Source organism: Mycobacterium asiaticum DSM 44297 (genome assembly GCF_000613245.1).
Lineage (GTDB): Bacteria > Actinomycetota > Actinomycetes > Mycobacteriales > Mycobacteriaceae > Mycobacterium > Mycobacterium asiaticum.
The window spans coordinates 289,941-312,358 of record NZ_HG964939.1 but is presented as its reverse complement, the minus strand read 5'-3'; the positions used below and the strand labels follow the sequence as shown (position 1 = coordinate 312,358).

The 22,418-nt window shown below is 66.8% G+C and carries 20 protein-coding genes and 1 pseudogene; 12 read left to right on the top strand and 9 right to left on the bottom strand.

Annotated elements, in window-relative coordinates; translation table 11 throughout:
- Positions 1-672 (bottom strand): PE family protein (locus BN972_RS29850; protein WP_167659605.1); only part of this gene is annotated, 672 nt, incomplete at its 3' end.
- Between the two features lie 270 nt (positions 673-942).
- On the opposite strand from BN972_RS29850, the gene BN972_RS25395 reads away from it, so the two are divergent.
- Positions 943-2,040 (top strand): PPE family protein, encoded by a 1,098-nt coding sequence (locus BN972_RS25395; protein WP_099051237.1) that lies wholly within the window; start codon positions 943-945, stop codon positions 2,038-2,040.
- A 26-nt stretch (positions 2,041-2,066) separates the two neighbouring features.
- On the opposite strand, the gene BN972_RS25390 is transcribed toward BN972_RS25395, so the two are convergent.
- Entirely contained in the window at positions 2,067-3,209 is a 1,143-nt protein-coding gene (locus BN972_RS25390) for an FAD-dependent oxidoreductase (protein ID WP_036364545.1), read from the bottom strand.
- Positions 3,210-3,315: 106 nt separating this feature from the next.
- Here BN972_RS25390 and BN972_RS25385 point away from each other — a divergent pair, with 106 nt between their 5' ends.
- Positions 3,316-3,870: a TetR/AcrR family transcriptional regulator gene (locus BN972_RS25385; RefSeq protein ID WP_036364541.1), complete on the top strand. Its 555-nt coding sequence runs from the start codon at positions 3,316-3,318 to the stop codon at positions 3,868-3,870.
- On the opposite strand, the gene BN972_RS25380 is transcribed toward BN972_RS25385, so the two are convergent.
- Positions 3,867-5,354 carry a carboxyl transferase domain-containing protein gene (locus tag BN972_RS25380; RefSeq protein WP_036364538.1) on the bottom strand — a complete coding sequence of 496 codons (1,488 nt, stop codon included), beginning with the start codon at positions 5,352-5,354 and terminating at the stop codon, positions 3,867-3,869. The two genes, BN972_RS25385 and BN972_RS25380, sit on opposite strands and share 4 nt — an antisense overlap.
- A gap of 28 nt (positions 5,355-5,382) precedes the next feature.
- Between BN972_RS25380 and BN972_RS25375 the strand changes: the two genes are divergently transcribed.
- The 9 genes from BN972_RS25375 to BN972_RS25335 all read left to right on the top strand — a co-directional run bounded on the left by BN972_RS25375 (position 5,383) and on the right by BN972_RS25335 (position 14,233).
- Positions 5,383-6,114: an enoyl-CoA hydratase gene (locus BN972_RS25375; RefSeq protein WP_036364534.1), complete on the top strand. Its 732-nt coding sequence runs from the start codon at positions 5,383-5,385 to the stop codon at positions 6,112-6,114.
- A 4-nt stretch (positions 6,115-6,118) separates the two neighbouring features.
- Positions 6,119-7,237 (top strand): MBL fold metallo-hydrolase, encoded by a 1,119-nt coding sequence (locus BN972_RS25370; RefSeq protein WP_036364531.1) that lies wholly within the window; start codon positions 6,119-6,121, stop codon positions 7,235-7,237.
- A gap of 62 nt (positions 7,238-7,299) precedes the next feature.
- A complete protein-coding gene (locus BN972_RS25365; protein WP_036364527.1) occupies positions 7,300-8,883 on the top strand; it encodes a serine hydrolase in 1,584 nt (527 codons plus the stop codon).
- Positions 8,880-11,252: a cation-translocating P-type ATPase gene (locus tag BN972_RS25360; protein WP_036364525.1), complete on the top strand. Its 2,373-nt coding sequence runs from the start codon at positions 8,880-8,882 to the stop codon at positions 11,250-11,252. Before BN972_RS25365 ends, BN972_RS25360 begins: the two co-directional genes overlap by 4 nt.
- Positions 11,253-11,265: 13 nt before the next feature.
- Positions 11,266-12,213, top strand: coding sequence for an amidohydrolase family protein (locus BN972_RS25355; RefSeq protein ID WP_051545806.1), 948 nt, complete (start codon positions 11,266-11,268; stop codon positions 12,211-12,213).
- A 38-nt stretch (positions 12,214-12,251) separates the two neighbouring features.
- Positions 12,252-12,431, top strand: coding sequence for an antitoxin (locus tag BN972_RS25350; protein WP_036364522.1), 180 nt, complete (start codon positions 12,252-12,254; stop codon positions 12,429-12,431).
- 4 nt (positions 12,432-12,435) lie between these two features.
- Positions 12,436-12,909: a type II toxin-antitoxin system Rv0910 family toxin gene (locus BN972_RS25345; protein WP_036364519.1), complete on the top strand. Its 474-nt coding sequence runs from the start codon at positions 12,436-12,438 to the stop codon at positions 12,907-12,909.
- 71 nt (positions 12,910-12,980) lie between these two features.
- On the top strand, positions 12,981-13,754 hold the full coding sequence (locus BN972_RS25340) for a VOC family protein (protein ID WP_036364517.1): 774 nt from the start codon (positions 12,981-12,983) through the stop codon (positions 13,752-13,754).
- Positions 13,755-13,798: 44 nt separating this feature from the next.
- Complete coding sequence (locus tag BN972_RS25335; RefSeq protein WP_036364514.1) at positions 13,799-14,233, top strand: hypothetical protein; 435 nt, start codon at positions 13,799-13,801, stop codon at positions 14,231-14,233.
- Positions 14,234-14,236: 3 nt separating this feature from the next.
- Here BN972_RS25335 and BN972_RS25330 read toward each other — a convergent pair whose 3' ends face one another.
- From BN972_RS25330 to BN972_RS25305, 6 genes and pseudogenes are all read right to left on the bottom strand, one after another.
- Positions 14,237-14,713, bottom strand: coding sequence for a VOC family protein (locus tag BN972_RS25330; protein ID WP_036364500.1), 477 nt, complete (start codon positions 14,711-14,713; stop codon positions 14,237-14,239).
- Positions 14,710-16,234, bottom strand: a pseudogene (locus BN972_RS25325) (carotenoid oxygenase family protein). The gene BN972_RS25330 and the pseudogene BN972_RS25325 overlap by 4 nt, the downstream one beginning before the upstream one ends.
- A 2-nt stretch (positions 16,235-16,236) precedes the next feature.
- Complete coding sequence (locus tag BN972_RS25320; RefSeq protein ID WP_036364496.1) at positions 16,237-17,460, bottom strand: acetyl-CoA acetyltransferase; 1,224 nt, start codon at positions 17,458-17,460, stop codon at positions 16,237-16,239.
- Positions 17,461-17,760: 300 nt separating this feature from the next.
- Positions 17,761-18,996 carry a PPE family protein gene (locus tag BN972_RS25315; RefSeq protein ID WP_080697199.1) on the bottom strand — a complete coding sequence of 412 codons (1,236 nt, stop codon included), beginning with the start codon at positions 18,994-18,996 and terminating at the stop codon, positions 17,761-17,763.
- A gap of 173 nt (positions 18,997-19,169) precedes the next feature.
- Positions 19,170-19,964, bottom strand: a complete 795-nt coding sequence (locus BN972_RS30680; protein ID WP_235192584.1) for a DUF3298 domain-containing protein — start codon at positions 19,962-19,964, stop codon at positions 19,170-19,172.
- Between the two features lie 26 nt (positions 19,965-19,990).
- Positions 19,991-21,202 carry a PucR family transcriptional regulator gene (locus tag BN972_RS25305; protein WP_036364494.1) on the bottom strand — a complete coding sequence of 404 codons (1,212 nt, stop codon included), beginning with the start codon at positions 21,200-21,202 and terminating at the stop codon, positions 19,991-19,993.
- 84 nt (positions 21,203-21,286) lie between these two features.
- Between BN972_RS25305 and BN972_RS25300 the strand changes: the two genes are divergently transcribed.
- A complete protein-coding gene (locus BN972_RS25300) occupies positions 21,287-22,414 on the top strand; it encodes a ferredoxin reductase (protein WP_036364490.1) in 1,128 nt (375 codons plus the stop codon).
- Positions 22,415-22,418: the final 4 nt, after the last annotated feature.

Genomic DNA, 22,418 nt, shown 5'->3' with positions numbered 1-22,418 from the left:
CACCCCGGTGCCCCAGAGTCCGGCATTGCCGCCGATCCCGCCGGCACCGCCCGCAATCCCCATGCCGCCGGTCCCGCCGTTGCCGTAGAGCCAGCCGCCCTGGCCACCCGCGCCGCCGCTGCCACCAATTCCACCGGCGATCGCCGACCCACCGGCGCCACCTGCTCCACCGTTGCCGATCAGTCCGGCTGCTCCGCCCGCGCCACCGCTTTGGCCCGCCGCACCGGAACCACCGGCGCCGCCGTTGCCGATCAGCAGACCGCCGGCACCGCCGGCCTGCCCAGTGCCTGCCGCGCCGTTGGCGCCGTCACCGATGAGCGGGCGACCGAGCAGGGCCTGCGTGGGGGCGTTCACCACGCCGAGAACGCCCTGCTCCATCGCTTGCAGCACGTTGACGGATTCCGCGCTGGCGTAAGCCTTGCCGCCGGCGCTGATGCTCTCCACGAACTGGGTGTGAAAGGTCGCCACCTGAGCACTGATCGCCTGATATTGCTGCGCGTGGTTGCCGAACAGCGCTGCGATCGCCGCCGAGATCTCGTCTTCGGCGGCCGGCAGGAGCGCCGAAGTGGGAAATGCGGCGGCCAGGTTGGCTTCGCTGATCGCCGACCCGATACGGGCCAGGTCCGAAGCTGCCGCCGACACCATCTCCGGGGACGTGATGACAAATGACATGCCAGTGCCTTTCTTAAGCCGGGGAGCTGGGAAAACCGCCGCCGATCGCCGGCGCTGCGTGAGTGTTACGCGACGAACGATACGAGCCAGTATCGGATACGTCAATAAATAAAATACTATTTAGAATGCGATGTAGAACACACATCGGATAGATAGACATATCGAATACATCAATGTATCTTAAGGATGGCAGACCGCGGTAGCGCGGTGATCGGCAGCGAGTTCCCAGCGCAGAATCGGAAGGCGGGATTGGACGTGTTGAGCTTCGAAATGCTTCCGCCAGAACTCAATTCGGCTCGCATGTACAGCGGTGCGGGATCCGCCCCACTGTTCTCTGCGGCATCGTTCTGGGATGGCCTGGGCGCGGACCTGCGTGCCTCGGCGTCGTCGTTCGACTCAGTGATCTCCGGATTGGCCGACGGGTCGTGGGCGGGTCCGGCGGCCACCGCAATGGCCGGCATCGCGGGTGGCTACGTGGCCTGGCTGACCGCGTCGGCGGGACTTGCCGAGAGCTCTGCGGTGCACGCTCGCGCGGCGGCGACGGCCTTCGAGGCGGCGCGCACCGCGACGGTGCACCCCGCGGAGGTCGCCGCCAACCGGATGCAGCTGATCACGTTGGTGGCTACCAATTTTCTCGGTTTGAACGCGCCAGCGATCGCCGCCTCGGAATTCGAATACATCGAGATGTGGGCCCAGGATGTGGCCGCGATGCTGACCTATCACGCGGGCGCGATCGCGGTGGCATCCATGCTCATCCCGTTCAGCACGTTGCCCCTGGACTTCGCTGGTATCGCGACGCAGGCCGTGGGCTGGGCCGAGTCGGCAGGAAGCGCCGTGGCGGCGGCGGCTCCGCAGGTGGTGTCGGCTGTGCAGGCCTTTCCTCTAGATGCGGTGGCGCAGGGTGTGCAGATGCTGTCGACACCGGTCAGCATGGCGCTGTCCCCATTGAGCAGCGCGATGGGCGGCGGGGCGCAGGGCAGCGCGGAGTTGACGGGCGTCGCCGCGCCGACGGAGCTGCCGGCTGTATCGGCGGCGTTAAAGCCCTTGGGCGGAGCCGGTTTTGGTGCTTCGGCCGGACTTGGACAGGCACGCACGATCGGAGGGCTTTCGGTGCCGCAGAGTTGGGCCGGCGCGGTGCCGGCCACCCTGGGCAATTCGGCGCTGACAGGGCTGGGAAGCGTCAGCCTCCCCGCCGCGGCGGCGCTGAACAGCGGCGAGTTGGCGGCCGGAGCCGGGGCGGGAATGCCCATGATGCCGATGCCGGCGGGTGCCGGAGCAGGCCAGCCCCCTGGGCGCATGATGGGCGGCGGTGCGGGCTCACACGTCGTGCAATCGCGGCCCAGCGTGATTCCCCGGATTGGTGTGTGACCGTTGACCGCTACACCGCACCGGGTTTACCGGTAGACCAGGCCGCTCAGTCGCCACGCGAGTTGCCGCCGCGCCGCAGGCAGGTGGGCGGCGAATCGCATGGCCGAGTTGCGGATCGGCCGCAACGGACGCGGCAGCGTCGACACCTTGGTCAGGCGACCGGTGAGTTTCAACACCTCCGACGCCCGGGCCCGCTGCTTCGCGCTGTAGGCGTCGAGCGCGGCGTCGGAGCCGCCGCTCAACACCTCGCTGAGCGCACCCGACAACGCAATCGCGTCGGTGATGCCCAGGTTCATGCCCTGGCCGCCCGCGGGACTGTGCACGTGCGCGGCGTCGCCGGCTAGCAGGAACCGCCCGGCCCGGTAACTGTCGGCAACGCGGTGCTGGATCCGGAAACGCGATCCCCAGACCACCTCGGTGACCATCGTGCGGCCGGGACCGAAACCGCGGGTATCCAGCAGCATTTGGGCAAAGTCCTTCGTTGGAACCTTGGGAACGTCGGCCGCCGGGGCCACGATCCGGTAGACCCCGTCGGGCAACGGCGCCAGGACGTTGAGGCCTTCGTTGCCGTAGAACAGAATCACCTCGTCGACCGGAGCCTCGCCGGCCAACCGCACATCGGCCAGCGCGAAAGATTCGGCGAATTCCCCACCGGCAAAACCTATTCCGGCCTGTTGCCGCACGGTGCTGTGCATACCGTCGGCCCCCACGACATAGGCCGCCCGAATGGTCTGGCCGTCTTCGAACACCGCGGTGACGCCGTCATGGTCCTGGTTGAGGCCGGTCAATGTTTTGGGCCGAATGATGTGAGTGCCCAATTCGTTCAGTCGTTCCTCCAGCACCCGCTCGGTGTCGGCCTGGGAGATCATCAGCGTGTAGGGATAGGTCGTCGGGAGGTCGCTGAAGTCCACTGGAATGAGCAGGCGAGAACCCTGGCGCATGGTGAATCGCGGGGCGATCAACCCGGCCTTTACCAGCCGCCAGGACACGTCGAGTTCTTCGAGCACCTCGAGGCTGCGGGCGTTCACGGCGGCCGCGCGGGAGGTGTTGGCGCCCGCGGGCAATCTGTCGACCACCAGCGCGTTGATGCCGCGCTTATGCAGGGAAGCGGCGAGGGTGAGACCGGTGGGGCCAGCCCCTATGACCAGGACATCGGTGTCGTTGTTCATGGCTTCTTCCTCTCTGATAGCCACTTAGTCAACGCTTGTTGGCATAGCAATAGCATGCGCTCCGGGGGGCTGGAATGTCAACACTTGTTGGCCTACGGTTGTTGACATGAGGCGATCGTCAGCGGAGACCAAGGCCGTCATCCTTGCGGCGGCCCGGGAACGGTTCCGCACAGCTGGATTCCAGGCCGCGACCATCCGGGGGATCGCCGCCGACGCCGGGGTAGACCCGGCGATGGTGATGCGGTACTTCGGCAATAAGGATCAACTCTTCGCCGCGGCCGCGGAGTTCGATCTGCAGTTCCCCGATTTCGCCGACGCCGACCCGGACCGGCTGGGCTGGTTGCTCGTTGAGCACTTCCTGCGGCGCTGGGAGGGCGATGACGACGCGCTTATCATCCTGCTGCGCTCTGGCGCGACGAATGCCGAAGCGGCGCAACGGATGCGAGAGATCTTTGGCAGCCAGTTGCGACCGCTGGTCGCTACGTGGGTGCCTGCCGGTGAGGCCGCGAAACGAGCCGGGTTGATCGCCACGCAGATACTGGGGTTGGCGTTGTGCCGCTACGTGTTACGGCTGCCGCCGGTCGTCGGGATGAGCCGTGCCGAGGTAGTGGAGTGGGTCGGCCCGACGATCCAGCGGTACCTGGATGACGGCGTCGGTTAGCCGGACGGCAGGCCGATGCGGCGGTAGCGCTGCAGTCGCGCAGCCAGGCGCTGCGGATCGGGCATCGCGCGCAAGGTATGGACTTCGGTAGCGATGGCCGCCGAGAGTCGACGGCAGAATTCCGCCGGTTCGTCGGCGGCGTCGGGGTGCTCGGGCACGATGGCGTCGACGATCCCCGACGCGAGCAGGTCAGCCGACCGGATCCCTTGTGCCACAGCAAGTTCGGGCGCATGCTCGATGTCGCGGAAAACGATCGCGCTGGCGCCCTCGGGGGGCAGCGGTGCAAGCCAGCCGTGCAGCGCGGCCAATACCCGGTCCGCGGGCACCATTGCCAGCGCAGGTCCTCCGCTGCCCTGGCCCAGCAACACCGACACCGTCGGGGTGTCCAGCGTGACGAGCTCGGCCAGGCACTGAGCTATCTGCCCGGCTAGTCCGCCCTGCTCGGCGTCGGTCGTGAGAGCGGGGCCGGCGGTGTCGATCACCAGCACCAGCGGCAGCCGCAGTTCGGCGGCCAAGGCCATGCCCCGACGCGCCTCGCGCAACGCACCGGGTCCTACGGCGTTGCCGCCGCCCGGCTGGATTCGTTGCTGTCCGAGGACGACCGCAGGCTGCCCGTCGAAGCGGGCCAGCGCCAGCAGGGTGGTCGCCGCCTCGCCCTGACCGGTGCCCGAAAGCAGTACCCGATGGGTGGCGCCATGGCGCAACAGCTGGCGCACATCGGGCCGGTCGGGGCGACGCGAGGCGATCACCGAGTCCCAGGCGGGCACGTCCGGAACGGGCTCGGCGTGCGGGGCGTCCGGTGGCGGCGCGGGGGAGTCGGCGATGACCGTCAGTGCCCGGTCCAGCGTCGCGCGCAACTCCTCGAGCGGGACCACACCGTCAATCACCCCGTAGCGCTGCAGGTTCTCAGCGGTCTGCACGCCCGATGGGAACGGCTCGCCGTAGAGCAACTCGTAAACCCTCGGCCCGAGGAATCCGATCAGGGCCCCCGGTTCGGCGACCGTGACGTGGCCCAGCGAGCCCCACGACGCGAACACCCCACCGGTGGTGGGATTGCGCAGGTAGACCAGGTAGGGCAGATGGGCCTGCCGGTGCAGCTTGACGGCGGCGGCGATCTTGACCATCTGCAGGAAGGCGACCGTGCCCTCCTGCATGCGGGTGCCGCCGGAACTGGGCGAGGCCAGCAACGGCAGCCGCTCGGCGGTCGCGCGCTCGACGGCGGCGGTGATCCGCTCGGCGGCCGCCACCCCGATCGACCCGGCCAGGAATTTGAAGTCGCAGACCACTACGGCAACCCGGCGGCCGTGGATGCGTCCCTCGCCGGTAGACACCGATTCGTCCCGTCCGGTGGCGTCCCGGGCGGCGGCCAGTTCGCGAGCGTAAGACGGCGAGATAGGCAGCCTCAGCGGGTCGCTGTCCCAGCTGATGAAGGATCCTTCGTCCAGCACCGCTTCGCGCAGTTGGTCGGTCGTGATACGGCTCACAGGTGTGAGGCTATATATCCTGGCCCCCATGATCGGTATCACTCAGACCGAAGCCGTGATGACCATTGAGTTGCAGCGGCCCGAGCGACGCAACGCGTTGAACTCTCAGCTGGTCGAAGAGCTGCGGGAAGCGCTCGAAAAGGCCAGCGAGGGGTCGACGCGGGCGGTGGTCCTGACCGGGCAGGGCACGGCGTTCTGCGCCGGCGCCGACCTGTCCGGAGACGCGTTCGCCGCCGACTACCCCGACCGGCTCGTCGAGCTGCACCGAGTCATGGACGCGGTGCCGGTGCCGGTCATCGGGGCCATCAACGGACCCGCCATTGGCGCGGGTCTGCAGCTGGCCATGCAATGTGACCTCCGGGTAGTGGCGCCAAACGCATTCTTCCAGTTCCCGACGTCAAAGTACGGGCTGGCGCTGGACAACTGGAGCATCCGGCGGCTGTCCTCGCTGGTCGGCCATGGGCGGGCGCGCGCGATGCTGCTGACCGCCGAGAAGCTGACCGCGGATGCGGCGTTGCACACGGGAATGGCCAACCGGATCGGGACGCTCGCAGACGCCCAGGAGTGGGCCGCTGAGATCTCCGGCCTGGCGCCGCTGGCTATCCAGCACGCCAAACGGGTACTCAACGACGACGGCTCCATCGAGCAACCGGCACCCGAACACAAGGAGCTCTTCGACAGGGCCTGGGCAAGCCAGGACGTGATCGAGGCGCAGATTGCCCGCGTGGAGAAGCGACCGCCGAACTTCCAGGGGGCATAGCGGCATGATCCGGGGGGCGCTGCGCATGGCAGCCGGTACCGCATCACTGGCAGCGGGCGGCTGGGTGGTTCGGGCGCTCCACGGCGCTCCGGCCGCGCTGGGCGCCGACCCCGCGGCAATCCAGGCCGTCGCGCAGGGATCGCCGAACTACCGCGACGGCGTGTTCGTCAACATCGATCCCGGATCCCTGTATGTGATGGACCGCGAGCAACTGCGCCAGATCGCCTGGGAACTGGCGGGCGCCCGCTCGAGCAGCCGCCCCGCCCGCCCGGTACCCCTGGCCGCCCCGTCGATCTACCAGGGCGAGCCCGCCGAGCTTGCGGTCAGCTGGTTCGGGCACTCGACCGCCCTGGTGGAGATCGACGGCTATCGAGTGCTCACCGATCCGGTGTGGAGCGACCGGTGTTCGCCATCCGACCTCGTCGGCCCGCGCCGACTGCACCCGCCACCGGTTCAACTGGAAGGCCTGCCAGCAGTCGACGCGGTCGTGATCAGCCACGACCACTATGACCACCTCGACATCGACACCGTGCTGGCGCTGGCGCGCATGCAGCGGGCTCCGTTCGTGGTGCCGCTCGGGGTGGGCGCGCACCTTCGGTCGTGGGGGATACCCGAGCAGCGCGTCATCGAACTCGACTGGCATCAGAGCGCCGAGATCGATGAGCTGACACTGATCTGCATGCCGGCGCGGCACTTCTCCGGACGATTCCTGAGCCGCAACAACACCCTGTGGGCATCCTGGGCGTTCATCGGTCCGCGGCATCGCGCGTACTTCGGCGGCGACACCGGCTACACCAAGAGCTTTGTTGACATCGGGTCCGACCATGGGCCCTTTGACCTGACGTTGATGCCGATCGGCGCCTACAACACCGCCTGGCCGGATATCCACATGAACCCCGAGGAGGCGGTGCGGGCACACCTGGACGTCACGGACTCGGGATCGGGCCTGCTGGTCCCGGTGCACTGGGGCACCTTCCGGCTGGCCCCACACCCGTGGGCCGAGCCGGTCGAGCGGCTGCTCAAAGCGGCCGAGCCCGACGGTGTCCAGGTGGCGGTGCCGACGCCCGGGCAACGGATCGATTCGGGCGCGCAGTTGCGGTTCAACCCGTGGTGGCGGTTGTAGGAGGCCGTCGGTGCGCCTCGTGCCTGATGGGGAGCGGACGGTTCCCGGTTTAGAGTTCGGCCATGACAATGCGTGCGGCAACAGCCGCGGTCGCCGTGCTGCTGCTGGCCCTGGTCGGATGCGGACCCGCGAAGCCGGTTTCCAATCCTTCGCCGGCTCCCGCCCAGGTGCCGCCCAACGAGCTTTCGGGCATCGACATCCCGGCCGGCCGGGTCGACGACGCCGTCAGCCGGCTCGACGGCCTGGTTGCCGACCTGATGCGCGACAGTGGGATCCCGGGGATGGCCGTAGCCGTCGTGCACGGCGGCAAAACGTTGTACGCCAAGGGGTTCGGCATCAAGGACGCGGGCAAGGGCGACAATCCGGACAATAAGGTGAACGCCGACACCGTCTTCCAGCTCGCCTCGATCTCCAAGTCCGTTGGTGCGACCGTGGTCGCGCACGAAGTGACCGAGGGTGCCATCACCTGGGACACGCCGGTCGTCACCAAGCTGCCGGGCTTCGCGCTGATGGACCCGTACGTCACCGCCAACGTGAGCGTGGCCGACCTCTACTCGCATCGGTCCGGGCTGCCCGACCACGCGGGCGACGCGCTGGAAGATCTGGGCTATGACCGTCAGCAGGTGCTCGAACACCTGAAGTACCTGCCGCTGGCCCCCTTCCGAATCAGCTACGCCTACACCAACTTCGGCGTGACGACCGCGGCAAGCGCGGTCGCCGCCGCCGCTGACAAGTCGTGGGAGGACCTTTCCGACGAGGCGCTCTACCGCCCACTCGGGATGACCTCGACCAGTTCGCGGTTCGCCGATTTCCTGGCCCGCCCCAACCATGCGGTCAACCACATCAAGGTCGGCGACAAATGGGAAGCCCGCTTCCAACGCGATCCCGATCCCCAGACGCCGGCCGGCGGAGTGAGTTCGTCGGTCAACGACATGGCACGCTGGCTGACCATGCTGCTCGGCAACGGTGTCTACAACGGGCAGCGGATCACCTCGCCCGAAGCCCTGCTACCGGCCTACACGCCCCAGGTGATCTCGGTTTCCGCCAAGAACCCGAAAGCGCGGGCCAGTACCTACGGCTACGGCTTCAACGTGTCGGTCACCTCGTCGGGGCGCACCCAGTACAGCCATTCCGGCGCGTTCGGACTCGGCGCCGCAACGACTTTCGTGGCGCTACCGTCCGCGGACGTGGCCATCGTCGCCCTGACGAACGCGGCTCCCTACGGCATCCCCGAGGCGCTCGCAGCCCAGTTCATGGACCTGGTGCAATACGGGCAGGTGCGCGAAGACTGGCCGCAGCTCTATCGCCAACAACTCGCCCCCATGAACAATCCCGACGGCTCGCTTGTCGGGAAGCAACCTCCGGTGAGCCCGGCGCCGGCAAAACCGCTCGTCGAGTACGTCGGTGTCTACGTCAACGACTATTGGGGGCCGGCCACCGTCACCGAACGGGATGGCAAATTGCAGCTCGCGCTGGGACCGAAGAACCAGACGTTTGACCTCACCCACTGGGACGGGGACACCTTCACCTTCCCGCTGTCCACCGAAAACGCCTTGCCCGGCTCGATCTCCAAAGCGACATTCACCGGGACAGGCCTCAATCTCGAGTACTACGACTCCGACAAGCTGGGAACCTTCACTCGATGAACGTCGCCGGGCTAACCGATGCCGAAGTGGCACAACGGATTACCGACGGCAAAACCAACGACGTCCCCGACCGCGTCACCCGCAGCATCGCCCAGATCGTCCGGGCGAACGTCTTCACCCGGATCAATGCGATCCTCGGTGTGTTGTTCGCCATCGTGCTGGTGACCGGCTCACTGATCAACGGGCTGTTCGGTTTGCTCATCGTCGCCAACAGCGTGATCGGCATGGTCCAGGAGATCCGCGCCAAGCGGACACTGGACAAGCTGGCCATAGTTGGACAGGCAAAGCCCATGGTGCGCAGGCAATCCGGCACCCAGACACTGGCACCGGACCAGGTCGTGCTCGACGACATCATCGAACTCGGTCCCGGCGATCAGATCGTGGTGGACGGTGACGTCATCGAGCAGCAGAACCTGGAGGTGGACGAGTCTTTGCTGACTGGCGAAGCCGATCCGATCGCCAAAGACGTCGGCGACCCGGTGATGTCGGGCAGCTTCGTCGTCGCGGGCACCGGCGCCTACCGTGCCACCAAGGTGGGCGGTGACGCCTATGCGGCCAGGCTCGCCGCGGAGGCAAGCAAGTTCACTCTGGTGAAATCCGAACTGCGTACCGGCATCAACCGGATCCTGCAGTTCATCACTTACTTGTTGATCCCGGCCGGCCTGCTGACCATCTACACCCAGCTGTTTACCACCAATGTCGGCTGGCGCGAATCGGTGCTGGCGATGGTGGGCGCGCTGGTGCCGATGGTGCCCGAAGGCCTGGTGCTGATGACCTCCATCGCGTTCGCCGTCGGGGTCGTACGCCTCGGTCGGCGGCAGTGCCTGGTGCAGGAGTTGCCCGCTATCGAGGGACTGGCCAGGGTCGACGTGGTGTGTGCGGACAAGACCGGGACCCTGACCGAGACCGGGATGCGCGTATCCGACGTTGCAGCACTTGACGCGACCAGCGAAAACCTCGCCGATGTGTTGTCGAATCTGGCCGCGGCGGACGCACGTCCCAACGCCAGCATGCGGGCAATCGCCGAGGCCTATCCCGATGCGCCCCCGTGGCTTCCCATTGCTATCGCGCCGTTCAAATCGGCGACCAAGTGGAGCGGCGTGTCCTTTCGCGATCACGGCAACTGGGTGATCGGTGCGCCCGACGTGCTGCTGGATCCGGAATCGGCGGCGGCCGGACAAGCGGAGCGAATCGGCGCGCAGGGATTGCGGGTGCTGCTACTGGGGGCCTCTGACGTGCCGGTGGATGATGCCGAAGCCCCAGGCGTCGTCACCCCCGTCGCGTTGATCGTGCTGGAGCAGAAGGTCCGGCCCGACGCCCGTGACACTATGAAATACTTTGCCAGTCAACAGGTTTCGGTGAAGGTGATCTCCGGTGACAACGCGGTCTCGGTGGGGGCGGTCGCCGAGAAACTCGGGTTGCACGGAGAGGCGATGGATGCGCGCCGCCTGCCCACGGACCAGGCGCAATTGGCGGACGCGTTGGATACCTACACAACCTTTGGCCGGGTGCGTCCGGAGCAGAAGCGCACGATTGTGCATGCCCTGCAGGCCCACGGCCACACCGTCGCGATGACCGGCGACGGTGTCAACGACGTGCTGGCGCTCAAGGATGCCGACATCGGGGTGGCGATGGGTGCCGGCAGCCCGGCGTCTCGTGCGGTCGCACAGATCGTGTTGTTGGACAACAGGTTTGCTACCCTGCCGTACGTGGTGGGGGAGGGGCGACGGGTGATCGGCAATATCGAGCGAGTCGCCACTCTGTTTCTGACCAAAACGGTGTATTCGGCCCTGCTGGCACTACTGGTCGGCATCGAATGCCTGCTGGCCAAGCCGCTGGGGGCTGATCCGCTGCTGTTTCCCTTCCAGCCGATCCACGTCACCATCGCCGCCTGGTTCACCATCGGGATCCCGTCGTTCATATTGTCGTTGGCGCCCAACAACGAACGCGCTTACCCGGGATTCGTCCGGCGCGTGCTGACGTCGGCCCTGCCGGCGGGGCTGGTCGTGGGGATCGCCACGTTCGCCACCTACCTGACTGCGTATCACGGCCGTCACGCGTCATCGGTGGAACAGGAACAGGCATCAACCGCGGCTTTGATCACCCTGCTGATGACCGGCGTCTGGGTCCTGGCGGTGGCCGCACGCCCCTACCAGTGGTGGCGACTGGCGCTGGTGATCGGCGCCGGCTTGGCTTACGTGGTGATCTTCACCCTGCCGTGGGCGCAACATAAATTCATGCTCGACCCGTCGAATCTCTGGGCAACCACCATCGCGCTGAGCATAGGTACGGTCGGGGCTGCCGTGATCGAAGCGATGTGGTGGATCCGGGCCCGGATTCTTGGGGTCACGCCTCAGCTGTGGCGGTAACGGAAGGGGGGTCGTGCACTGCTGCGCCGACCACGACACCTGGAGCGCGGTCGCCGATCCCGAACCCGTCCGCAAAATCTGGCGCGCGCTTGGCCTGCCGGGCATCGTCGACGTGCACACCCACTTCATGCCGCGGCAAGTGATGGACAAGGTGTGGCGGTACTTCGACTCGGCCGGCCCGTTGATCGGACGCCCCTGGCCGATCACCTACCGCGCCGACGAACAACGTCGCCTCCAGGCGCTGCGCGACTTCGGTGTGCTGTGCTTCGACTCGCTGGTGTACCCGCACAAACCGGACATGGCCGCCTGGCTGAACCAGTGGGCGCGGTCGTTCGCGGACGCGACACCCGACTGCCTGGCCACGGCCACCTTCTTTCCCGAGCCCGACGCCGGGCGATACGTCGCCGACGCCATCCAGACGGGAACCCGCATCTTCAAAGCACACATCCAAGTGGGCCAGTACGACCCCACCGACGCGCTACTCGACCCGGTGTGGGGCGCCATCGCCGAGGCGGGTGTCCCGGTCGTGCTCCACGCGGGTTCCGGTCCGACGCCCGGCCGCTTCACCGGCCCGGATCCGGTACGGGCGCTGCTACGCAAGTTCCCCCGGTTGGCGCTGATCATCGCGCATATGGGCATGCCCGAATACAGCGAATTCCTCGATATCTGCGCCGCCCACGACAACGTGCGACTCGACACCACCATGGCCTTCACCGCGTTCATCGACGAGACCATGCCGTATCCGACATCCGAACTGCCGCGGGTGCGTGATTTGGGCCACCGGATCCTGTTCGGCAGCGACTTCCCCAACATCCCGTACCCCTACGGCGAGGCCCTCACCGCGCTCACCCGGATCGACGGGATCGATGACGAGTGGCTGCGGAAAGTGCTCCATGACAACGCCGTTGCCCTGTTCGGAGCGACAGACCCGACCGCAGCCGCTGATCAAGGCGTTAAGTAGGGTTTTCGAAGGAAGCCCTGGGGGAAGGAACAATCAGCATGGGATTGCTCGATAAGGCAAAGGACCTGCTGTCTGCGAACGCCGACAAGGTGGAGACGGCCATCACCAAAGCCGGTGAGATCGTCGACCAGAAGACGCAGGGCAAATACACCGACACCATCCACAAGGTGCAGGAGCAGGCCAAGAAGGCCGTCGATCCGGGCGAGCAGCGGAGCTGAGGACATGGCGAAGCTGTCCGGAAGCATCGACGTCCCCTTGCCGCCGGAGGAGGCCTGGCGGCACGCCTCGGATTTGGCCCGGTACAAGGACTGGCTGACCATCCACAAGGTATGGCGCAGCAAGCTGCCCGAGGTCCTCGAGAAGGGCACCGTGATCGAGTCTTATGTCGAGGTCAAGGGCATGCCCAACCGCATCAAATGGACCATCGTGCGCTACAAGCCACCCGAGGGCATGACGCTCAACGGTGACGGGGTCGGCGGCGTCAAGGTCAAGCTGATCGCCAAGGTCGCCCCGAAAGCGGACGGGTCCGTGGTCAGCTTCGACGTTCACCTGGGCGGCCCGGCGCTGTTCGGGCCGATCGGCATGGTCGTGGCGGCCGCGTTGCGCAGCGACATCCGCGACTCGCTGGACAACTTCGTCCGGGTGTTCACCCGTCCCGATCCCGGCATGAACGGCGATCGGGTCGCGCACCGCTGACCACCGCCCGATGAGTTTCCTCCTCCGGCCGGGTCGGTACCTGTGAATCCGATCGAGCGAGGAGGAACCCCGTGCCCATCCGTGACCGCGCGCCTTTTGGCGCCCCCTGCTTCGTCAACCTGACCTCATCCGACGTACACCGCGCCCAGGACTTCTACGGCACCGTCTTCGGCTGGACCTTCGAGTCCGCCGGGCCCGAGTACGGCGGGTACATCAAGGTCGCAAAGGACGGCCACTCGGTGGCCGGGCTGATGGCCAACAACCCCGAGTGGCGGGCGCCCGACCATTGGGCCACCTACTTCCACACCGCCGACATCAACGCCACGGTCGCCGCCGCGCGTGCCGCCGGCGCGACGGGGTGCCTGGAACCCTCGGAGGTGCCGCGCCAGGGCTTCATGGCGGTGGCGACGGACCCGACGGGAGCCGGCTTCGGCATGTGGCAGCCGCTGGAACACCAGGGCTACGAGGTGATCGGCGCAGCCGGGGCACCCGTGTGGCATCAGTTGACGACGCGCAATTACCACGCGGCGGTCGACTTCTACCGCGACGTGTTCGGGTGGCGCACCGAGCAGGTCGGCGACACCGACGAATTCCGCTACACTACAGCATGGTTCGGTGACGAGCAGCTGCTCGGCGTGATGGACGGCGCCAACTTCTTGCCCGACGACGTCCCGTCGCAATGGAGCATCTTCTTCGGCGCCGACGACGTCGACAAGACGCTGCGGGTCATCACCGACAACGGGGGAGCGGTGCTCCGCGACGCCGAGGACACCCCGTACGGGCGTCTCGCCGCCGCGAGCGATCCGACGGGCGTCGTCTTCAACCTGTCTTCGCTTGCGGGCTGAGCGTCGCGCGGGCCCGACGTCGATGGTCGGCTAACCTCGCAACCATGCATCGGCGTCTGCATCCCGGCTGGCTGGTGGCGCTTTTCGCGCTAGCCATGTTGGTCAGCACGTGGATGCCGTGGCTGACCACGAAGGTCAACGGCGGCGGGTGGGCCAACGCGATCGGCGGCACCCACGGCAGCCTCGAGCTGCCCCGCGGATTCGGGGCGGGCCAGCTCATCGTGCTGCTGTCATCGACGCTGTTGGTGGCCGGTGCGATGGTAGGCCGCGGGCTGTCGGTACGGGTGGCTTCGGTTGCCGCGCTGACCATTTCACTGCTCATCGGAGGACTCGTGGTGCTCTACTATCAGCGCAACGTGAATGCGCCGGTGGCGGCCGAATACGGACTGTACGTCGGCGCGGCGGCGACGGCGTGCGCGGTCATCTGCGCGTTGTGGGCGGTGGTGGTCGCCTCGCTGGCCGGGCGCAACCAGCGCTGAGCCTCAGTTTGACGGGAACTCGTGTCGCCCCGAGGCGGAGCTGTCGGGAGGCTCGTTGGCGCCGTACACGAACGGGGCGAACACCACCTCGCGGCCGTCGGGGTCGCGATAGGTGACCGCGCCCGTCGCTTCCCAGTACGGGTGTTGCGCTGCCGGTTGCAGCCCGGCGTCCCGCAGGCGGGCAATCGCTGCTTGCTGCGCCTGGCTGTCCGGAAAGTAGAGGCACAACTGGTCGTGGTGGTCCAGCGGGACGGGGTCCACCGACTCGACGATCTCCATCGTCAGTTGCGAGCTGGGCAAACCAAAGATGGCGCCGTTGCTGCCGTAGCTTTCCCCGAACGTCTCGTACAGGGGCAGGCCCACCAACTCGCGATAGAACCGCACGGTCTCGGCATAGTTTGCCGAGCGGCGAGCGAAGCGGATCGCGCCGATCGAGGCCAACCGTTCGGGCCACTCGGTGATGCGGCGTGGCGTGTTCATAACCCGACCGCAGTGGCCGCCGATTCCGTCTGATCCCAGCGTCGCAGCTCGGCGCCGGGCACCCACGTCGAATGCGTTCCGCTGGAAATCCGTTCGGGCAGTTGAAGTTTGCACACGGGACCGTCGCCGACCCGGGCCGCGTCGAACACCAGGCAATACGAGGCGTCGGCGTTCATGTCCGTGGTCAGGGTGACCAGATAGCCGTCGTCCTCGGTGGCGCTGCCGACCCGGGGCGCCATCGCGGTTTCACTGCCGTAGACCCCGTCACCCAGCGAATAGCGCTCCTCGGCACCGGTTTGCAGGTCGTGCTTGACCAGCCCGTCGAACAGGAACCAACCCGGTTTGCCGGAGGCGGCATAGGTGTAGCGGTACTTGCCCGTCGCGTAGTCGGCGTTGATGGTGCCGAACTCGGTGATCGACTCCGACAGCCGTTCCTCGCGTACCGCTCCGGTCACCAGATTCAGCCGCCACCGATGCAGGTGAGCCTCCATCCGGTCCAGTGCGAGGAATCGGAACAACTTCTCCCACTTGCCGCTTGGGCCGGTACCGCTCTCCAGCGGCTGCGGTGCGCCCTCGAAGAAGCCATCCAGCACGATCTCGTCGCCGTCCTCGTAGGCGTTGGTGAAGTGCAGGACGTAGGTCGGGTCGGCCTCGAACCAGCGGATTGTCCGCGGTCTCGCCCCGCCGCGGAATCACCGCGAAACGCGACGGCAGGTCTGGGAAGTAGCGCGGCAGATGCACCTGGTGCTCGAGCAGCCTGGGGTCCCAGAACAGCGGGAAATCGTTGAGAATGGCGTAGTTTTCGGTGAACGCCATGTCATGCGGCAGGCGTGGGCCGGGCAGCGGGATGTCGACGTAGTGCACCAGGTCGTTGTTCTCGTCGACGACGCCGTAGTGCATGTACGGGTCCTGCTTGCTGTAGTTGAAGAACAACAGCTCGCCGGTCCTGTTGTCCACCTTGGGATGCGCCGATACGCCCCAGTCGACGGGAAAGCCGCCGTTCCAGGTTTCGGTGCCCAGCGTGTCCCCGGAATACGGGTCCACGCGGTACAGGTCGCCGCATTGGTAGAAGCTGGTCAGCGCGATCCCGCGGTGCACGATGACGTCAGTGCTGGACGCGTCCTTCATCAATTCACGCGCACCCCAGCCCTTTTCGCGCTTGGCGAATTGCACCGGCTCGGCCAGTCCCGGCCACAGCGGCCCGCCGGTCTCGTTCTCGGCGAGAAAACCCTCGGTCTTGACGAACCGATTGCGGTAGAAGGCCTTCCCGTCCCGGAAGCCCACCACGTGCAGCATGCCGTCGCCGTCGAAGGGGTGATAGGTCTTGAACGCTGGGTGCAGCGGGTTCTCGGTGTTACGCAGGTAGACGCCGTCCAGGTCGCGCGGGAGTTCGCCTGCCACCACGGCCAGGTCGTCGGCGTCCCACTCCGTGGTCTGCGGACGCCACGGGCCGGTCCGGTAGGGATGGTCGTCGTCTTCCGGCAGCGTGGATAGGTACTTGCCGACGATCTCTACATTCATGATCAAACCGCCTTGCTGACGACGAAACTGACGGTGGTGGCAGTGCTACCGCCGAAGTTGAGCGTGCCGAACGTCTCGGCGCCATCGACCTGATAGTCGCCGGCCGTCCCGCTGACCTGCTTGGCCGCGTCGAGCAGCATCCGTACCCCGGACGCGCCCACCGGGTGCCCGCCACCGATCAGCCCGCCGCTGGGGTTGATGGGCAGCCGCCCGCCGATCTCGATCTCCCCGTTCTCGATGGCCTTCCACGATTCGCCGGGCCCGGTCAGGCCGATGTGGTCGATGGCCAGGTACTCGCTGGGGGTGAAGCAGTCGTGCACCTCGAACCCGTCGACGTCGTCGAGCGTCAGCCGCGCGCGGCGCAATGCGTCGCGCACCGCCGCGCGCACGTGGGGCGCCACATAAGGATCGTTGGCGGCGCGGGCCAGCTTCTGCCGCAGTCCCAACCCCACGGTGCGATGCCCCCAGCCCTCGATCCGGCCCATAGGCCGCAGGTCGGGATGGTCGCGCAGGTATGAATCGCTGCACAGCACGACGCCCGCGCCGCCGTCGGTCATCTGGCTGCAGTCCAGCCGCCGCAGCCGGCCCTCGGTGACGGGATTGGCGGCGTCGTCGTCGGTGATCGGATCCGGGACGGTCCACTCGCGGGTCTGCGCGTTCGGGTTGCGGCGCGCGTTGGCGTAATTGACCTGGGCGATGGCCCGTAGGTGGGCGTCGTCGAGGCCATACCGGCGGTCGTACTCGTCGGCGACCTGAGCGAACATCGACGGCCACAGGTATTTCGCCTCCGCGCCCTCGTGTCCGGTCCAGGCGGCGGCGCCCAGGTACTGCGCGGCGGTGTCGCCGGGCACCGTCTTCTCCAGCTCGAGGCCCACAACCAACGCGGCGTCATAGGCGCCGGACCGCAGATCGGCCATCGCCGCCAGTGTGGCGACGCTGCCCGACGCGCACGCCGCCTCATGCCGCGCGGCCGGGGTGTCCCAGAGGCCGTCGCACACGGTGGCCGGCATGGCGCCGAGGTGCCCTTGTGTGGCGAACATCTCACCGAAGGCGTTTCCGACATGGACGACTCCGATGTCCGCGGCGTCAGTCCGGGCCGCTGCCAAGGTGTTATCCACCACTTCCGCGGTCAGCGATGCGAAGTCCCGGCGCTCCCGGCTCAGGTTGCGCGCAAAGTCGCTCTGATAGCCGCCGAGAATCCAGACGCCGGTCGATGAGCCAGTCATACGCGGCACGGTACTCCCAGGTGGGCCGGTTTATTGCCGCGTGGGTTACGTACCCGTGGGGCGGTCCGCAGATAAAGCGGTCCCGTCGGCTCTCGGGCTGAACCGACGGGACCTGGGCGGACGTACAGGCCGGCCGATACGCCCACCTCCGCTTCATCATTGCCCCCTCGGGCCGTCGACAAACATCTCAGACTGACAGCGTTGCGTCACAAGCGCTAATTTCGGTGCGGAGACGCCACCGACACAACGGTTTTCGCGTGAACGCGATGTTGACAAGTTGTGGTGTCGCGGTCTTGAAGCTCAACGCGGATGTTGGCTAGGCGGTCCCGGTGCGGAAGGCGGCTGCTGGATCACCACCACGGTGGGTTTGCGTTGCGCTTGATCCTCGTCGTCTGTTCCCGAGTCCGCGGTTGCGCGACCGCTCGTCGTGCTACCGCCCCGGCCGGCCATTCCCGCGAGCGCCATTCCGCTGAGCAACGCCGCCGGTGCGGCACCGAAGTTTGTCGGCGTGGGGCCGGCGGCTGCGCTGGGCAGCGCTTGCACGGCCAACCGGATTTCCGGGGCGGCCGTGGTCCAACTGTGTGGCACTTTGAGTCCGCCTACCAGCGCCCCCTGGCCGACACCCGCCGAAGCAGTGATGCCCCGGGGGGTGCCGGCCTCGTCGGGCCCCGACCGAACCGGTGCACTCTGTGCCGGTTGCGGTGTTCCGCTGTCCAGCCCCTCGTCGACGCTGGTGCCGGCGTAGCTGAATATCCATGGTCGGGCGGTGTTGACGACCGCCAGCGACAGGCTGGCGGTGGCGGTGGCCGCGATGTATGCGGCCACCACGTCCAGTTCTCCGATGGGGGTGACGATCGCGGCGGCGGTGGCTGGCAGCTCTGCCGATGCCGGCGCGAGCAGCGCTGCCAGTCCTTGCAGTGTTTGAGCCGTGATGGCTGATTCCAGCGCAGGTTGTGTTTCGGCGTTGGTGGCCGAGGCGACGGCAGCGGCTTGGGACGCCCCACCCGTTGGATTCGCGACTTCCAGCGGTCCAGTGAACGGGGTCAGCAGCGATGCCGACTCGGACGCCGCGGCATAGGTGAACATCGCGGCGGCGTCCTGGGCCCACATTTCGGAGTAGTCCGCCTGGATCGCCTCGATCGCGGGGGTGTTGAGCCCGAACAGGTTGGTCTCGACCAGGGACGCCAACTGAGTGCGGTTGGCCGCAACGAGAGCCGGTGGCACCGTCATGGCGAACGCCGCCTCGAACGCACCGGACGCCCGCCTGGCCTGGTGGGCCGCTTGCTCGGCAAGCGTGGCCGCGGTGCCCAACCACGCGGCGAACGGCGCGACCGCGGCCGCCATGGACGCCGACGCCGGACCCAGCCACGATTCAGCGGCCAGCCCGGTGAGCACCGCGGCATAGGACGCCGCCACCGAATTCAGCATCGCGGCCAGACCGTCCCACGCGGTCGCGGCTGTCAGCATCGACCCCGAACCGGGGCCCGCGTAGATGCGTCCCGAATTGATCTCCGGCGGCAACAGCCCGTAATCCATGGCCCCTACCCGGCCGCGAAAGGGTTGCCGAAGATTTGAGACGACATCGGGCCCTCCTCAGATCTATCGAACGCCACCCGCGTACAACATCCGAATTGCGTGCTTTACAACAGATCTAAACCCACGATGGCCGCAAATGGGATTAGAAATGACTTCTTGGCCGAAAGCTGCAACTAGTCGCGGGTCAGAGCCAGCATGTCGGGGGCGAGCAGGTCGGTCAGTGCCGACCACGGCACGGTAATGACCGGGAGGCCATGACCGAATTGGTAATCGGTGAAATGCAACTCCATCCCGGCTGCCTTCGGTATCCAATTGGCGAAGTTCTCGATGACGGGCCGGGCGCCTTCCTCGTTCGGGACGGAGCCGCCGTATACCTGCGGGAATATGACCTTCGTTTGTTCGGATAACCGGTTCAACCCGTCTTGCTGATTGCGGAAAAGATCAGCCAGGGTAATCGGTTTCGCGGTCCGACTGTCGATGACGACGGTGCTCACCGAATTCGACGGGTGCGCAGCATGCTCGGCCGAATACACGCCGACGATGAGTTCCGCTATAGCGGCGGGGCGAAATGTCAGCGTCGGATTCGTCTCGAACAGCCAGTTGGCCTCGGGGTCGGCTCCGGCGCGCACCGGTTCGATCTGCCCGTTTGCCGATGCCTTACTGGCGTTGTTGAACGCATCCGCGACGCGTGGATCACCGCCGGATAGTTGAGCGAACCGGCCGTGCCAGCGACCGCGATTGTCCGCAGTTGCACCGTCAATCGAAATTATGGTGATGCCGTACGTCTGACCCTGTGACACACCTGAGTCCGTGTGGCGCGGGTGCTGGTGGCCGGGGACATGCTGCTCATCGGTTGTGTTGCCGTACTGCCCGTCGATGTGACCGTCGGACCTGGTGCCGACGACGTGCCACAGCCTGCAGACAATGCCGCCACGCCGATCAGCGTTGTCACAGAGAGGATCTGCCATGGTCGACGTCGCCGCATTGGGGGAGTCTAGTGCTCGGCACCCAGACCCAGCGCGATTGTCAGTTCCAGCACGGTGCGCGGATCACCCAGCCGGTCGCCATACACTTCGCGTAGCTGGGTCATCCGGTAGCGCACCGTCTGAGCGTGGACGAAAAGATCCGCGGCGACCGCGTCGCGCCTGCCCTGATGCAGGACCCATGAGCGGAGTGTCTCGGTGAGCCGGTCGGCGGTACTGGGTGGCAGGTCAGACAACGGCGCCAACACCCGCGCACGAAGATCCTGCAGGGACTCGAGATCGGCGCCGAGAATCAGCTCGGCCAGATGTTCGTCGGTGTCGATTGCCGCAGATCCGTCGGAGCCGTTGGCGCTCAATAGCGTTCGTGCCCGTAACGCTCGCCGGTAGGACGACCGTACCTGCATCCACGGGCGGGGTGGACCTATAAACGCCCGCCGGCCGGCGAGGGCGGAGACCAGCTGGCGCCGGGCAGTGCCGGCCATATCGGGGACGAGCAGCACTGCGAGGGCCTCCGGCGCGTCGACGCCGGGCAGGTCTTCGGAAAGCTGGAGTGTCGATTGGCCGAACTGAATAGCCAGACCCCGGGTCTGGTTCAGTGGCAGCACGACCGCGGTGAGTGTGTCGGGTGGCTGCCAGCCCGCCCGTTCGGCGCCGGCGAGCAGCGTTGCCGCGGCTTCACCGGCGAGCAGGTCCTGCGTCAGCCGGTCAAGGTAGCGCTGCCTGACCCGTCCCGTGGTGGCCAGCTCGTCGGCATGGCCCGACACGCTGGACGCCGATAGCCGGTCGATGTAGGCGAACACCAGCTCGGCGAACCTGGCGATCGTCGACGCGGGGAGTCCCGCCGCGACCGCGGTCGCCGACAACTCTTGCCAGGCGACTTGGGCGCCTACCCGATAGGCCGCCAGCAGTGCATCGATCGAGCGGCCTTGACGGGCTTCTCCCCGGCCGAGTTCGTAGGCGCCGTTGATCGCCGGGAAGAGCGACCTGTCGTGGTCGGTGTCCTCGGGCCGGGTCGCCAATCGCAGGAACGCGCCGAGCGACGTCTGCACCGCGTTCTCGATGATCTGCCCCATGTGTCCACTGAACGCGTCGGCGTAGCTCGGCACCTCTACCGTGACCGCTGTCACGGTTCGCTCGGCCATCGCCGGCAGGATCGCCTCCAGCGCCCTGACCACGGGTTCGTCGAGCTGTAGACCGGTGAGGCCTAGCGACGTATCCGCCATGGCTGTTCCTTTCGAACAAATTCACGCTGAATTTTCACACAGTGCAGTCAAGACTTTACCTATAGAAACAACCAGCATGGAGTCATGACCACTCCTGGCATCCTCCTGGCTTCACGACCAAACGTCGTCGGCGCACTGCGCGAACGAGTGCTGAAGTTTGCCGAGCGAGCCGCCGTCCCGCTGTCGACGCCGTTGGTTCCCAGCGATTACCTCGACCTGATCGACCCGCTGCGCTTCGGCACCGACCTGCGTGGGCGGATCGTCGCGGTTCACCCAGAGACACGCGACGCGGCCACACTGGTGATCAGGCCCGGGCGGGGCTGGCGTACTCACGTGCCGGGGCAGTACGTGCGCATCGGTGTGGACGTGGACGGGGTCCGGCACTGGCGGGCCTATTCGCTGACGTCCAAACTGCACCGCCGCGACGGCTGTTTCGCGGTCACCGTGAAGGCCATTCCGGACGGTGTGGTCAGCAACCACCTGGTCCGGAAGGCAACCGTCGGGACGGTCGTCCAGCTGGACCAGGCCGCCGGTGACTTCGTCCTGGGTGACCGGCCACCCGCCAAGCTGCTGTTCGTCACCGCGGGTAGCGGCATCACCCCGGTGATGGGCATGTTACGCAACATGGCCGATATCGGCGGTATGCATCCCGACATCGTGCTCGTCCACTCCGCGCCCACACCGGAGGACACCATCTTCGGCTGGGAGCTGCGCATGCTGGCCCGCGAGGGCCGAATCCGGTTGGTAGAGAAGCACACCGACTCCCACGGGATGCTCGACGTGGCACGCCTCGACGAGCTGGTGGATGACCTGGCCGAACGCCACACGTGGGCTTGCGGTCCGGCCGGGCTACTTGACGCGCTCGAACAACGCTGGGCCGCTTGCGGAATCGCCGACCAGCTGCATATCGAGCGGTTTCGCCCCGCGGTGATCTCGGCCGGCGAAGGTGGCACCGTCACGTTCACCAAGACCGGCACCGTGGTGGAAGCCGGCGGTGGACAAACGCTGCTGGACGCCGGCGAATCGGCCGGGGTATTGATGCCTTCGGGTTGCCGGATGGGCATCTGCTTCGGGTGCGTGGTTCCGCTACGGCAGGGCGCCGTGCGCGACCTGCGCAACGGCGACGTCACCACCGCGAGCGCCGGTGACGAGAACGTGCAAGTCCAAACCTGCGTGTCCGCCGCGGCAGGCGCATGCGAACTAGACCTCTGAGGAG